Source organism: Bradyrhizobium sp. (assembly GCF_047605465.1).
GTDB lineage: Bacteria > Pseudomonadota > Alphaproteobacteria > Rhizobiales > Xanthobacteraceae > Bradyrhizobium.
On sequence record NZ_JASGFS010000067.1, the window covers coordinates 1 to 13,282 of the forward strand.

The window sequence follows — 13,282 nt, forward strand, 5'->3', positions numbered from 1 at the left end:
GATCACCCGCTTCGTCGACAAGGACGCCGCCACCCGCTACGGCAACATGGTCTACGTCCGCTGCGGGCCGAAGGCCTGATCGGGGCACCGCGCGGACTGCCTGCCATTGCGGCGCGGCCATGCTGTTCGTCATCGCGAGCATAGCGATGCAATCAGGATATCGCTCCGTGGCGGCGGTCTGGATTGCTTCGTCGCTCCGCTCCCCGCAATGACGCCAAAAACAAAAACGCCGGCTCGCGCCGGCGTTTTGCGTTTCTCTGCGTCGGGTCTGCTCAGTCGAACAGCGCGTCGATGTCGTCCTGCGAGGCATGGCCCGCGTCGCCGGCGAGCTTGGGGCCGTTGAGGAGCTTGGCGTCCTCGTCGCGGGTGTCGACCGGGGCCGGCACATGGGCCTTGATCGCGTCGACGCCGCCCCAGATGTCCATCATCGCGTTGATGTGCTGCTCGATGAACTTCATCGTGGTCATGACCTTGCTGATGCGCTGGCCGGTCAGGTCCTGGAAGTTGCAGGCTTCGAAGATCGAGATGACGCGTTCCTGGATGTCGTCGGCGAGCCGCTTCTGCTGGTCGACCGAATCGACCTTGGACAGCGCGCTGGCGGCCTGATCGATCGACTCGGCGGCTTCGAGGATCTGCTGGGTCGCCTGCTCGGTGCCGCCGACCACGGCGCCGAGTTCGCCGTTGACCTTGGCCATCTCCTGGCCGTTGAAGCTCTTGCCGTGCAGCACCGCGATCTCGCGCTTGGTGCGGTCGATGGCGTCGTGGATGAGGTCGAGCTCGATCTTCAGCTTCTCGCACTGCTCGATCTGCGCCCGGTAGGTCTCGAGCATCGTGCGCGCGTCGGCGAGCTCCTGTGCGGTGGAGGCGTCGATCGCCGCCATGGCCGCGCTGCCGGACATGGGCGCGATGCCCTTGGCCATCTGGGCGCGGATCGCGCGCAACTCGGCCATGATCTCACCGTGCATCGGGCTCGCCTCGTCGATGTCTTCAAGAACGGGCATCTCGCCGCCGATGATTTCCTCGACCCGAAAACGCTTGCGGTGCACAGCCATCAGGATACTCCCCCACCTCACTTGCGCGCCTTTCTTGGCAGAAGCGATTTAACACGAGGTTCACGGCGGGAACTGGCGCTGCGGACGCGCGCGACGCGGCGCAAACCAGCGATTAACCACGTGCGTCCGGTGTTCACCGAAAATAAACGCTGATCGCCAATTTGCGCCCGCATTGGCGACGTGGTGAATCGAAACGGCGCTTCCGTTTACCAAACGAAACGGCTTTTGCTTTTTATTGACCACGTCGCAGGCGCGGATCAGCCGGACGTCTTCGACGAAGCAACTTGACGAAACAGTACAGAGTACGTCGATGTTCAAGAAAATGTCTGTCGCGCTGCTCGGCAGCGCTTGCACCTTCATTGCCGGCGCCGACCGCGCCATAGCCTTCGACAATGCCGTGCCGAACGATCCGCCCACGGTGCTCTACGCGCCGCAGGTGCCGCCGGCGCCGGTGCGTGTCGCCTCCAACGCGAACATGGGTGGAGGCTTCATCGAGTTCCTGTTCGGCGACGGGCCCGGCCGCGGTCCCGCCTACGCCCCGCAGCAGCCGGTGTATCAGCAGCAGCCGGGCTATTACGATCAGCGTCGCCTGCCGCCGATGGGCGATCCGCAGATGCAGGATGCCGCGGTCCAGCCCGAGGCCGTCGATCCGCGCCAGCGTCAGTTCGATCCGAAATTCGAGAAACAACTCGTTGACTATAGCGGCAAGGAAAGCGCCGGCACGCTCGTGGTCGATACGCCGAACAAGTTCCTCTACCTCGTCGAGGGCAACGGCAAGGCGCTGCGCTACGGCATCGGCGTAGGACGTCCGGGCTTCACCTGGTCCGGCGTGAAGTCGATCACGGCCAAGCGCGAATGGCCGGACTGGACCCCGCCGGCGGAGATGATCGCACGCCGTCCCGATCTGCCCCGTCACATGGAAGGCGGTCCGGAGAATCCGCTCGGCGCGCGCGCGATGTATCTGGGCTCCACGCTCTACCGCATCCACGGCTCCAACGAACCCTGGACCATCGGCACCAACGTCTCCTCCGGCTGCATCCGCATGCGCAACGAGGACGTGATCGATCTCTACGGTCGCGTCAATGTCGGCACCAGGGTCGTGGTGATGTGACGCTCGCGCCCTCTCCCTCAGCGGAGAAGGCGAAAGGTCAGGTCAAGAAGACAAAAACGGCCGCCTCTCGGGCGGCCGTTCCTGTCTGTGTCGTCGCGGGCCGGCGCTACGCGTAGTCGCTGCCGCCATCGTCGCCGCCGCCGTAATCGCTGTCGTCGGCCATGTCGGTATTGTCGTCGTCCCGGTCGTCGTCGTTCTGGTCGCTGTAGCCCTGATCGTTGTTGCGATCGTCGTTCGACGCCTGGTCGAACAAGCCCTGGCGGGAATCCCGGTTCGAGCCGATGTCGTTGAGGCCGGCATCGCGCGCAAGCGATCCCCCGGACTGGTCGCCGCCGCCCCAGGGGCTGCCGCCGCCGCGTTCCTCGATGATGGTGGTGTCGCCGAACGCCTGCTGATGCGAGCCGCCCATCATCCCGCGGATGCTGGAGAGCAGCAGCGAGCCGCCGACCACGCCGGCTGCGGCCGCCGCCGCCGTGCCGAGGAACGAGCCGCCACCGCCGCCGCCGATCGGCGGGGAGCCCTGAGCCGGACCCTGGTTGTAACCCTGTCCGTAGGGCGGCTGGCCGTAACCCGGCTGGGCCTGCTGCATCGCCTGTCCGCTGTTCCAGACCGGGCGCGAGTCGCGCGGCGGCACGTTCGGGACCGAACCGCGCGAGGGGCTCGAACCGAACAGCGTGTCGCGCATGCTGTCGAGGAAGCCGCCGGATTGCGGCTGCTCGGGCGCGTGCGCCGCCTCCAACTCCTGGATGCGGGCATGGGCGCGCTTCAGCGCTTCGTCCTGCAGCAGCACGGTCTGCACCAGCGCGTAGACGGCGCCGGGCGCCTTGCGCAGGCCGTCGGAAATCGCGGTGATGGCATCGGGATCGCGCGGCGCATTTTCGAGTTTCGAAAGCCGGTCGAACAGGTCGTCGACGAGTTGGCGTTCCTGGGGCGTCATGGTCTGTCTCCCTCGCGCAAAACAAGCGCGACGGAAATGTAGGGTTCCATTGTGGCCCCAACAGTGGCTGCCGGATTAAATTTCCGTATGCGACAAGCTGCCTCGCGAGGCGCGCCGTCGCGCCGTTCATGCCAATGTCACGTGGCGATCGGCCAGCAGCTGCACGAAGGCGTCGCTGGCGAGATAGGCATGTTCGCGCTCGCGGACGTCGGTCATGGGATCGAGGCCGGCCAGGACGTCGTCGACGAAGCCGGGATGGCACATGACGAGGCCTCCGTCCGGAAGGCCGTCGATGAACTGCCGCATCAGCGCGCCGAAATCGGCCGCCCGCGTGAAGTCATAGGCGCCGGCAAAAGCGGGATTGAAGGAGAGGCCCGCGCTGCCGGCGCGGCGGCGGAACTGCGCACTCAAGGTATCGAGCACCAGCGCCTTCGGCGAAGCCAGCCGCTTTGCCAGCGGCAGGTCGCGGCCGCCCTGGCGCACCCAGGCCTTCCGCGCAACCTCGCCGACGGCATCGACGAAGCCGTCGCGGATCTGCGGAAAGAGCTGGACGTGCTGATGGCCGTCGACGAAATCCGGCGCGCGTCCGAAAGCCTCGGCGAAGGCCGCCAGCTGCGTCTTCACCTCGTTGCGGAAGAATTCGCTGTCCAGACGGCGCATCAGTCCCGCGCGCAGCAGCTTCGGAAAGGCCAGGAACATGTCGCCGTCGAGAGGGCGGAAATGCATCGTCAGCGGCCGGAACGGCGCCGACAGCGTCACGTGCAATCCGAGCGCGCAGCGCGGGCTCGTCTTGGCGGCGGCCTGCAGCCCCTCGATCTCGCTGCGCGCGATCGCGGGCCCGACCATCATCACCGAGGTGGCATTGAGGCGGCCGCGTTCGATCAGGTCGCGAATGGCCCGGTTGACGCCCGGGCTGATGCCGTAATCGTCGGCGCAGAGCCAGATCCGCCGCGGCGTCGCGGCCGCGCTCATTCGGCCGCAGTCCTGTTCGGGGCGTCGTCGGCCTTGTCGGCTTCGAGCTGCTTCTCGCTGTGTTCGGCGACGAAATAGATCGGGCGCGCCTTCAGCTCGGAGAGAATCTTGCCGATATACTCGCCGACGATGCCGATCATGATGAGCTGCACGCCGCCGATCGTCATCAGGCCGACCACGAGCGACGGATAGCCGGGCACCTGCTTGCCGGTGGTGAAGACCTCCCAGAGGATGGAGAGGCCGAACAGGAAGGCGATGCCGGCGAGGATGACGCCGAGCAGGCTGGCGAAGCGCAGGGGCGCCACCGAGAACGAGGTCAGGCCTTCGATCGACAGGCCGAGCAGGCGTGCGGCGTTGAACGTGGTGACGCCATGGGCGCGCGGCGCCGGCTCGTAGTCGACGCGGATCTGGCGGAAGCCGATCCAGCTGGCGAGGCCCTTGAAGAAGCGGTTGCGCTCCGGCAACTGCCTCAGCGCCGCGACGGCGCGCGGCGACAGCAGGCGGAAGTCGCCGGCGTCTTCAGGGATCTTCTGCCGGGCGCCCCAGTTGATCAGCGCGTAGAAGCCGTGCACGGCGAGCCGCCGCAGGAAGGTCTCGTTGTCGCGATGCGCCTTGGCGGTGTAGACGACGTCGTAGCCGTCATCGATCCAGTGCCGCACGAGCTGCTCGACCAGGGCGGGCGGATGCTGGCCGTCGCCGTCCATGAACATCACCGCGCCCAGCCGGGCATGGTCGAGGCCGGCCATCAGGGCCGCCTCCTTGCCGAAATTGCGCGACAACGAGACGACCTGGACACCGACCGCGTCGGCCGGAAGCCCGCGCGCGATCGACAGCGTGGCATCCACGCTGCCGTCGTCGACATAGACGACCTCGCAGCTCAGGCGGTAGCGCTGGCGCAGCGTCTTCGCGAGTTCGCAGATGCGCTGGTGCAGGGCGACCAGCCCCGCCGCCTCGTTGTAGACGGGGACGACAATCGACAGTCCCTTCGCCGCGGCGCTGGCCGCAGTGGTCGTCAGGGCGGAAACGTCAGAGCCCAGCGTCATCGATCAAGGTTCCAGAGGCGTTTAGGTCTTCTCACCAGCATATGGTAGCTGCCGCTCGCTGTCGCTACGCTGAACGGACCTGAGGCTCAGCGCCGCAGGAACGCCGCGAGTTTGGCGAACAGCGGGTTCTCCCGGTCGAACACGTAGTCGAGCGAGACCACCGAGACCGTCTCGGCGCCGTGCTCGCGCAGGAAGCTGGCGAGGGCATAGAGCTGGCCGGGAGGGCAGTGCAGCGTGAGCATGCCCGACGATGTGGGCTCGCCGAACGGGGCCTCCACGCCGAAGCGCTGGTGGGCCTCGCCGAGCAGCGCCGCGTCGCATTGGCGGAAGCGGGTTCGGACCTCGCGGTATTTGTTGGCCCGCGCCCGCGCGGCGATGTGATCCAGGATGACGCGCGCGGTCTCCCGCGCCTCCGGCGACCAGTCGGCCTCCTTCGAGGCGACCAGATTGGCCTGGCTGCGCAGGATCACGCCGTCGTCGAGCACCCTCAGCCCGTTGGCGGCGAGTGTCGCGCCGGTGGTGGTGATGTCGACGATCAACTCGGCCGAGCCGGCCGCCGGCGCGCCTTCGGTGGCGCCGGTGCTCTCGACGATGCGGTAGTCGACGATGCCATGGCTCGAGAAGAACGCACGGGTGAGGTTGATGAACTTGGTAGCGACCCGCATCCGCATGTGATGCTGCTCGCGGAAGCCGGTGGTGACGTCGTCGAGGTCGGCCATCGTGCGCACGTCGATCCACGCCTGCGGCACGGCGACGACGACGTCGGCATAGCCGAAGCCCAGCCCTTCGATCAAGGATACGCGTTCGTCGGCATCCGCGATGTTCTCGCGCACCAGGTCTTCCCCGGTGACGCCGAGATGCGCCATGCCGCGGGCCAGCTGCGCCGCGATCTCGCTCGCCGACAGGTAGGCGACCTCGACGTTGTCGAGACCCGCGATCGTGCCGCGATAGTCGCGTGCGCCGCCGGCCTTCGACAGCTTGAGTCCGGCCCGCGCGAAAAAGGCCTCGGCGTTCTCCTGAAGGCGGCCCTTGGAGGGAACGGCCAGAACGAATGGCGCGCTCATGACTTGAGCTCCTTGCGGCCGATCCGGGTCAGCGCGTCCACCCAGACCGAGAAGCCGACCGCGGGAATCGGGTCGGCGGATCCGAGCTGGGTCATCAGCCCGTCATAGCGGCCGCCGGCGACCAGCGGCTCGGCCTCGTTGCCCCTGTGGTGCAGCTCGAATTCGAAGCCGGTGTAGTAGTCGAGCCCGCGTCCGAACGCGGTCGAGAAGCGCGTCTGCTTCACGTCGATGCCGCGCGCCGCCATGAAGCCGACCCGGTTCTCGAACTGGTCGACCGCGGCGGTGAGGTCCAGCTTCGCGTCGGCGGTGAGCGCGCGCAGGGCTGCGATCGCATCGTCCGGATTGCCGGAGATCGACAGGAAGCGCTTGAGCACGTCGATCGCCTCGCGCGTCAGCGCGCCGCCCTTCAGGGTCGATTGCTCGAGGAAGCGGTCGGCGATTTCGGCGGTGGTGCGGCCACCGACATGGGTGGTGCCGGCGATCGACATCAGGTCGGTGACGAAGGCGAGCGCCGCCTTGCGGTCGGAGCCGGCGAGCGCCGCCAGCACGCCCTCATATTCGCTGCGGGTGGTGGCGGTCGCGCGCGCGAGCCGCTCCAGATCCTGCTCCAGGCTGATCTTGCGGTTGAAATCCTTGATCAGGCGGCGCCGCCAGACCGGATAGAGGTCGAGCGCGTCGAGCAGCGCATTGAACAGCGCCACGTCGCCGGTGCGGATCTCGACGTCGCGCACGCCGAAGGCGGCGGTCGCTTCCAGCGCCAGCGCGAGCATCTCGGCATCGGCCGCCGCGCGGTCGAGCCGGCCGAACGATTCGATGCCGGCCTGGAGGAATTCGCTGGCCTGTCCGCTGCGGTAGCGGAACACCGGGCCGAGATAGCTGAATCCTGCCGGCTGGCCGGCGCGCCCCGAGGCGAGATAGTCGCGCGCCACCGGGATGGTCAGGTCCGGGCGCAGGCAGAGTTCGTCGCCGGAGGGATCCGTCGTCAGGTACAGGCTCTTGCGGATGTCCTCGCCGGAGAGGTCGAGGAACGGCTCGGCGGGCTGCAGGATGGCGGGCTCGGCCCTGACATAGCCGGCCTGCGCAAACGACAAGAGCAGCGTATCCGCCCAGGCGGCGGAGCCGTCAGCATTTGAGGTGGCAGTCGCGGTCATCTCGGGGTCCATTGTCCCGGTGGAACCGGGCAGGGAGGAGGAATTCGCGCAGCCCTTAGCATGGCCCGAAACCGGTTTCGACCTCCAAAGGATCAATCGCTTAACAGCCGGCCAATGCGGGGAGCGTCAGGCCGCTGCGCCGCCCCAATCACCCAGTGCCGCCTGCACAAGCGCCAGCGCCGCGACGGCGGCGGTATCGGCCCGCAGGATTCGCGGGCCCAGCGCCAGCCGCAGGATCCTGGGCTGCCGCAGCAGCAGGGCTCGCTCTTCCTCGGCAAAGCCGCCCTCGGGACCGATCAGCACGTCGATGCCGCCGCCTTCCGCCCGGGCGTTCTGCAGGGCAAGAACCGGATTTTCGACCTCCGCCGCCTCGTCGCAGAACACCAGCAGGCGGCCGGCGGCACGCTGGCCGAGGAAGCGCTCCAGCGGCAGCGGCTCTGAGACCGTGGCCAGGCTCAGGATGCCGCATTGCTCGGCGGCCTCGACCACGTTGGCGCGCATCCGCTCGGTGTTGACGCGGGAGGCCTGCGTGAACCGGGTCAGCACCGGCTGCAGGGTGGCGGCGCCCATCTCGACGGCCTTCTGCACCATGTAGTCCAGCCGGGCGTGCTTGAGCGGGGCGAAGACGTAGGCGAGGTCGGCGAGGCCATCCTGGGGACGGATCTGCTGCAGGATCACCAGGCTGTCGGGCCGCTTGCGACCCTCGATCGCGGCCTGCCATTCGCCGTCCCGGCCATTGAACGCCAGGATCGGGGCACCGGCGGCCAGCCTCAGCACATTGCCGAGATAGTTGCCCTGGTCGCGGTCGAGCGCGACCCTGGCGTCCTGGGCAAGGGGGGCGTCGACGAACAGGCGGGGGCCGCGAAAATCGTGGGAGGGCATCGTCAAAAGTCCAATTTGCCGCCGTCTTAGCCGAAAGCAGCGGTTTCAGGGGTAAATTTTGCCAAATGGGTGCGTCTCCGCGCCGCGCTCTTGCCCAATTCGACGGGTTGTTAAGGGCTGGCGGGAATCGTAAAAGCGCGAACACGTTGGTGGCGCTTCCGTTGAAAAGACGCCGAACCTCGTAACGCTCCTGCCGGAGAGACTGCCTTGATGATCCGTCGTTTGATGGTTCCGATCACTGCCGCCCTGGTGACCTTGGGTGCCGTTGGAGCCAATGCGCAAGGGTTCCCGGCGCCGCTGCCCGGCCAGGCCGCGGCCGATCCCGCATTTCCGCCCGTGAATGGTTCGGCTCCGGTCGCATCCGTCGGCTCGACGCCGCAATCGTCCTTCCCCGTGAACGGCGCCGCGCCGATCGGTGGCGGCGGCTTCGGCGCCGCGCCGCCGACGCAGGGCGGTCCGGGCGAGGACTGCATGAAGGGCTTCATGCCGCTGCGCGAGGAAGCCGAGAAGCGCGGCAAGCTGATCAAGGCCGCGAGCGACCGTCACGCTCCGCCGGACGAGGCCTGCAAGCTGATCGGCAATTTCAGCCAGGCCGAGCTGAAGATGATCAAATACGTCGAGACGCACGCGGCCAAATGCGGAATCCCGCCGCAGATCGGCGACCAGATGAAGAGCGGGCACAAGAACACCGAGGCCATGCAGAAGAAGGTCTGCAACGTCGCGCAGCAGATGCAGCAGCGCGGTCCCGCCGGCCCGTCGCTGAGCGAAGTGCTGGGCTCAGGCTCGGCGCCCGAAGCCAACGCCGGCAAGAAGGGCGGCAGCACCTTCGACACGCTCAATGGCAACGTCCTGACCCGTTGAGGCACGTGCCGCCGATTTGAAGTTCCCCGAGTGATTGCTGCGGACTCCCCGCAAGGGGCTTCGATGGGCAATACGCTCGTAGTATTTTCAGTGCGTAATATTGTCATTTGAGCAATTCGTTCCGGACTGCATTGCGATGAACTACGAACTTCGAGACCTCGGCACCGGCGCGTCCGCCCGCGTCGCCGATTCCACGGGCAATTGGGTCGATACGCTGGCGCCGCAATGGACGCGGCCCTATCTGCGGTTGTCGCGCTTCGATCGTCCGATCGGTTCCTGGCTTCTGCTGATGCCGTGCTGGTGGTCGGCGGCGCTCGCCGCCGGCATGGCGCATGACGTACGGCATCTGCCGCTCACCGTCGTCCTGTTCTTCATCGGCGCCTTCGTGATGCGCGGGGCGGGCTGCACCTGGAACGACATCACCGACCGCGACCTCGACGCCAAGGTGGAGCGCACGCGCTCGCGGCCGCTGCCGTCGGGGCAGGTGAGCGCGACCCAGGCGCTGGTGTTCCTGATCGCGCAGGCGCTGATCGGTCTCGTCGTGCTGCTGCAGTTCAACCGCTTCGCGGTCCTGACCGGCATCGCCTCGCTGGTGATCGTTGCGATCTATCCTTTCATGAAGCGCATCACCTGGTGGCCGCAGATCGTGCTCGGTCTCGCCTTCTCCTGGGGCGCGCTGATGGGCTTTGCAGTCACCTTCGGGCACATCGACGTCACCGCGCTGGTGCTCTATGCCGGATCGATCTCCTGGGTGATCGGCTATGACACGATCTACGCACATCAGGACGCCGAGGACGACGCGCTGATCGGCATCAAGTCCACCGCGCGCCTGTTCGGCGCCCACACCCATCAGGCGCTGATCCTGTTCTACGGTGTCGCGGTGATGCTGATCGGCCTCGCGCTCGCATCGGGCGATGCGCGCTGGCCCGCCTGGCTCGGCCTTGCCGCCTTCGCAGCGCATCTGGCGTGGCAGATCAGGCGGCTGGACATCGGCGACGGCGCGCTCTGCCTGCGCCTATTCAAGTCGAACCGCGATGCCGGATTGCTGCTGTTCGCGGGATTGCTGGTCGACGCGGCGATGCGGGCGGCTTGACTCGCAGGATGGGTAAAGGCGTTCTTGCGCCGTGCCCATCATGTTTCCGAGCTTGAGATAGAAGAGGCGGGCGCGCTTTTGCGTCGCCCTCCTGCGGCATCGTGATGGGCGCTCTAGTTCCGCGCGATGATCTCGCGCTCGCCGCTGTGCACGGTGAGGTCGCGCGCGATGCCGGCGCGGCGGCGCATCAGGAATTTCGGACGGCGGGCGCGGATCGCGTTGCAGCGGCGCCGACGCGGCGCAGGCTGGCGCGCACCTTCATCGAGTTGCGGAAGCGCGAAGAGCTCGCTCCAGACCGCCCAGGCCGCGGCGATCTCGTCGTTGTCGGCGCTGATCAGCAGCGGAACCGCGAGCGAGGGATCGCGATGGACGAGGACGAGAGTCTGCGTCTCGTCATTGCCACGCAATGCAATGCCGGTGAAGTCGCTGACGCGGACGTTGATCGCCATCTGCATGCCGCGGACGGCACGGCGCAGCACGACGCGCTCGCGATGAAGCTCGATCTGCCGGACATATCCGTCGGCGCGCGGATCGTGCGCGTCGAAGCGGACTGGAAGGGAAAGTGGGTCGAGCCGCAGGGAGCGGCTCGACCCGGCGGGAGCGACCCCGCATGTAGCTGTTTGACGCCTCACGGCCTTAGTCTCCCCGCCGGGATTATGTTCCCGGTCGATGCGAGGACCTTAGCGCGGGCCTCGCCGAAACCGCTTAAAAAGGCTGGTTAATCGGCGGTCACCGCCGCTCATGATTGACAAGAGCTTGGCGCGCATGATTGACGAGACGTTGCGCGGGTGCGTCGAATCTGAGCTTTTTGCAGGCCGAAAGTGCTTGAAGTCCGCGCTGATTGGGCACATCTGGTGGACTTGGTCGTTCCGGCCCCGAAACCGCCAATCCCGACAGGATTTCGTTCGTGAACTCTTCACCATCCGCAAGCTCGACGCTCTCGTCCACTTCCAACCGCGACCTGTTCGATCAGTCCGCGCTGTCCGATCTTGCGCAGCGGCTGGTGGAGGCGGCGAAGCGCGCCGGCGCGGATGCTGCCGATGCGGTCGCGGTGCGCGGCATCTCACAAGGCGTCGAGGTGCGCGACGGCCGCGTCGAGGAATCCGAGCGGTCCGAGGGCGACGATGTCGGCCTGCGCGTCCTGGTGGGCCAGCGCCAGGCAGCGGTCTCGACCAACGACGTCAGCGGTGATGCCGTGACCAAGCTTGCGGAACGCGCCGTCGCGATGGCGAGGGTCGCGCCCGTCGACAAATATGTCGGCCTTGCCGATCCCGCGCTGCTCGCGCGCGATTTCCCCGATCTCGATCTGCTCGACCCCGATGTGCCCGCGACGTCCGAACTCGAGCGCCGTGCGCTCGCAGCCGAGGCCGCGGCGCTCGGCGTGAAGGGCGTGACCAAGTCCGGCGGTGCCTCCGCCTCCGCCGGCATGGGCGGCATGGTGCTGGTGACCAGCACGGGCTTCCACGGCTCCTACTTGCGTTCCAGCCAGGGCATCTCGGCGACCGCCATCACCGGCGAAGGCACGGGCATGGAGCGCGACTATGATTTCACCTCGGCGCCGCATGCCGCCGACCTGTTGTCGCCGGAAACCGTCGGCCGTTCCGCCGGCGAGCGCACGGTGGCACGCTTCAATCCGCGCAAGGTCGAGACCTGCAAGGTGCCCGTCGTGTTCGATCCGCGCGTCGCGGGTTCGCTGGTCGGCCATGTCGTCGGCGCCATCAACGGCGCCTCGATCGCGCGCAAGACCAGCTTCCTGAAGGACAAGCTCGGTCAGCAGCTGTTCGCCAAGAACATCCGCATCGTCGACGATCCCCTGCGCAAGCGCGGCCTGCGCTCGCAGACCTTCGATGCCGAAGGCGTCGCGGTAAAGAAGATCGCGCTGATCGACGAGGGCGTGCTGACCACCTGGCTGCTCGACTGCGCGACCGCGCGCGAGCTCGGCCTTACCACCACCGGCCATGCCCATCGCGGCGTCTCGTCCTCGCCCTCGCCGGGGCCCTACAATCTGCATCTCGAAGCCGGCACGCCGACGCCGGCCGAGCTGATCTCCGACATCAAGCAGGGCTTCTATGTCACCGACCTGATCGGTTCCGGCGTCAACGGCGTCACGGGCGACTACAGCCGCGGCGCCTCCGGCTTCTGGATCGAGAACGGCGAGATGACCTATCCTGTCAGCGAAGTCACGATCGCCGGCCATCTGTTCGAGATCTTCAAGACGATGCAGCCCGCGAACAATCTCGAGTTCCGCTACGGCATCAATGCGCCGACCGTGCGCATCGAGGGTTTGACGCTTGGCGGACGCTGACGCGCATTCTCCGGACCGGACCATCCTGACGCGCGATGCAACGCTGCTGAAAGACTCGGTGCGGGGCGCCGGTGCGCTGGCGCAGTCGATGTTCCGAACCGAACTGAAAAAGTGGATCAAAGGCGCGTCCTCGCCGGTGTCGGAGGCGGACATCGCGGTCAACGACCTTCTCGAAGCGCGCCTGCGCGCCGCCACGCCGGACTATGGCTGGCTGTCGGAGGAGAGCGTCGATGATTCGGCGCGGCTGTCGCGGCGCCTGACCTGGGTGGTCGATCCCATCGACGGCACGCGCAACTATCTCAACGGCCATGACGAGTGGTGCGTCAGTGTGGCGCTGGTCGAGGATGCCTCGCCGGTCCTGGCCGCGGTGTTCGCCCCGACGAGCGACGAATTCTTCTTCGCCGCCCGCGGGCAGGGCACGACGCTCAACGGCAGGCCGGTGCGGGCGGCGGGCGGATCCGCGCTCGATTTCTCCCGCATGGCCGGCCCGAAACCCATGGTCGAGCGGCTCAATACCGCCGGCGGCGAGATCAGGCTGCATCCGCGAATCGGTTCGCTCGCGCTGCGGCTGTGCCGGGTCGCGCATGGCGCGCTGGATGCGGCTTTTGCGGGGGGCAACAGTCACGATTGGGACCTTGCGGCGGCCGATTTGATCGTGCAGGAAGCGGATGGTAGGATGAGCGACCTCTCCGGAGATCCCATCCTCTATAACCGCCGGGAAGTGACGCACGGGGTGCTGGTGGCAGCGGGGCGCGATCGTCATGCGAGCATAGTCGCGCATTTCCGAAGCCGTCCGTTGCCCTGAGCGCTT

14 protein-coding genes are annotated in these 13,282 nt (G+C 67.1%); 5 read left to right on the forward strand and 9 right to left on the reverse strand.

All coding sequences use genetic code 11. The annotated features are described in order from the left end of the window. Positions 1-272: 272 nt before the first annotated feature. Positions 273-1,052, reverse strand: coding sequence for a protein phosphatase CheZ (locus QM712_RS30810; RefSeq protein ID WP_415026919.1), 780 nt, complete (start codon positions 1,050-1,052; stop codon positions 273-275). Positions 1,053-1,112: 60 nt separating this feature from the next. Further along, positions 1,113-1,370, reverse strand: a complete 258-nt coding sequence (locus tag QM712_RS30815; protein WP_415026920.1) for a hypothetical protein — start codon at positions 1,368-1,370, stop codon at positions 1,113-1,115. Between QM712_RS30815 and QM712_RS30820 the strand changes: the two genes are divergently transcribed. Further along, positions 1,363-2,163 carry a L,D-transpeptidase gene (locus tag QM712_RS30820; RefSeq protein ID WP_415026921.1) on the forward strand — a complete coding sequence of 267 codons (801 nt, stop codon included), beginning with the start codon at positions 1,363-1,365 and terminating at the stop codon, positions 2,161-2,163. The genes QM712_RS30815 and QM712_RS30820 overlap by 8 nt on opposite strands. Positions 2,164-2,269: 106 nt before the next feature. Here the strand turns inward: QM712_RS30820 and QM712_RS30825 are convergent, their stop codons facing one another. From QM712_RS30825 to QM712_RS30850, 6 genes are all read right to left on the reverse strand, one after another. Then, a complete protein-coding gene (locus tag QM712_RS30825; RefSeq protein WP_415026922.1) occupies positions 2,270-3,100 on the reverse strand; it encodes a DUF2076 domain-containing protein in 831 nt (276 codons plus the stop codon). Between the two features lie 126 nt (positions 3,101-3,226). Continuing rightward, entirely contained in the window at positions 3,227-4,072 is an 846-nt protein-coding gene (locus tag QM712_RS30830) for a ChbG/HpnK family deacetylase (RefSeq protein ID WP_415026923.1), read from the reverse strand. Then, positions 4,069-5,115 (reverse strand): glycosyltransferase family 2 protein, encoded by a 1,047-nt coding sequence (locus QM712_RS30835; protein ID WP_415026924.1) that lies wholly within the window; start codon positions 5,113-5,115, stop codon positions 4,069-4,071. The genes QM712_RS30830 and QM712_RS30835 overlap by 4 nt, the downstream gene beginning before the upstream one ends. An 86-nt stretch (positions 5,116-5,201) precedes the next feature. Beyond that, complete coding sequence (hisG, locus tag QM712_RS30840) at positions 5,202-6,179, reverse strand: ATP phosphoribosyltransferase (protein WP_415026925.1); 978 nt, start codon at positions 6,177-6,179, stop codon at positions 5,202-5,204. Beyond that, positions 6,176-7,330, reverse strand: coding sequence for an ATP phosphoribosyltransferase regulatory subunit (locus QM712_RS30845; protein ID WP_415026926.1), 1,155 nt, complete (start codon positions 7,328-7,330; stop codon positions 6,176-6,178). Before QM712_RS30845 ends, hisG begins: the two co-directional genes overlap by 4 nt. Before the next feature lie 126 nt (positions 7,331-7,456). Next, a complete protein-coding gene (locus QM712_RS30850) occupies positions 7,457-8,212 on the reverse strand; it encodes a 16S rRNA (uracil(1498)-N(3))-methyltransferase (protein ID WP_415026927.1) in 756 nt (251 codons plus the stop codon). Positions 8,213-8,422: 210 nt separating this feature from the next. Between QM712_RS30850 and QM712_RS30855 the strand changes: the two genes are divergently transcribed. Both QM712_RS30855 and ubiA read left to right on the forward strand, forming a co-directional pair. Continuing rightward, a complete protein-coding gene (locus tag QM712_RS30855; RefSeq protein ID WP_415026928.1) occupies positions 8,423-9,073 on the forward strand; it encodes a hypothetical protein in 651 nt (216 codons plus the stop codon). A 136-nt stretch (positions 9,074-9,209) separates the two neighbouring features. Then, entirely contained in the window at positions 9,210-10,166 is a 957-nt protein-coding gene (gene ubiA / locus QM712_RS30860; RefSeq protein WP_415026929.1) for a 4-hydroxybenzoate octaprenyltransferase, read from the forward strand. A 113-nt stretch (positions 10,167-10,279) separates the two neighbouring features. Here ubiA and QM712_RS30865 read toward each other — a convergent pair whose 3' ends face one another. After that, positions 10,280-10,798, reverse strand: coding sequence for a DUF6101 family protein (locus tag QM712_RS30865; RefSeq protein ID WP_415026930.1), 519 nt, complete (start codon positions 10,796-10,798; stop codon positions 10,280-10,282). Positions 10,799-11,073: 275 nt separating this feature from the next. Here QM712_RS30865 and QM712_RS30870 point away from each other — a divergent pair, with 275 nt between their 5' ends. Next, complete coding sequence (locus QM712_RS30870) at positions 11,074-12,471, forward strand: TldD/PmbA family protein (RefSeq protein WP_415026931.1); 1,398 nt, start codon at positions 11,074-11,076, stop codon at positions 12,469-12,471. Further along, positions 12,458-13,276 (forward strand): inositol monophosphatase family protein, encoded by an 819-nt coding sequence (locus tag QM712_RS30875; RefSeq protein ID WP_415026932.1) that lies wholly within the window; start codon positions 12,458-12,460, stop codon positions 13,274-13,276. Before QM712_RS30870 ends, QM712_RS30875 begins: the two co-directional genes overlap by 14 nt. The last annotated feature ends 6 nt before the right edge of the window (positions 13,277-13,282 follow it).

Excerpts from the sequence above, each read along its gene's own strand:
- QM712_RS30810 (WP_415026919.1), bottom strand. The coding sequence starts at position 1,052 with ATGGCTGTGCACCGCAAGCGTTTTCGGGTCGAGGAAATCATCGGCGGC.
- QM712_RS30820 (WP_415026921.1), top strand. The coding sequence starts at position 1,363 with ATGTTCAAGAAAATGTCTGTCGCGCTGCTCGGCAGCGCTTGCACCTTC.
- QM712_RS30825 (WP_415026922.1), bottom strand. The coding sequence starts at position 3,100 with ATGACGCCCCAGGAACGCCAACTCGTCGACGACCTGTTCGACCGGCTT.
- QM712_RS30830 (WP_415026923.1), bottom strand. The coding sequence starts at position 4,072 with ATGAGCGCGGCCGCGACGCCGCGGCGGATCTGGCTCTGCGCCGACGAT.
- QM712_RS30835 (WP_415026924.1), bottom strand. The coding sequence starts at position 5,115 with ATGACGCTGGGCTCTGACGTTTCCGCCCTGACGACCACTGCGGCCAGC.
- hisG (WP_415026925.1), bottom strand. The coding sequence starts at position 6,179 with ATGAGCGCGCCATTCGTTCTGGCCGTTCCCTCCAAGGGCCGCCTTCAG.
- QM712_RS30845 (WP_415026926.1), bottom strand. The coding sequence starts at position 7,330 with ATGACCGCGACTGCCACCTCAAATGCTGACGGCTCCGCCGCCTGGGCG.
- QM712_RS30850 (WP_415026927.1), bottom strand. The coding sequence starts at position 8,212 with ATGCCCTCCCACGATTTTCGCGGCCCCCGCCTGTTCGTCGACGCCCCC.
- QM712_RS30855 (WP_415026928.1), top strand. The coding sequence starts at position 8,423 with ATGATCCGTCGTTTGATGGTTCCGATCACTGCCGCCCTGGTGACCTTG.
- ubiA (WP_415026929.1), top strand. The coding sequence starts at position 9,210 with ATGAACTACGAACTTCGAGACCTCGGCACCGGCGCGTCCGCCCGCGTC.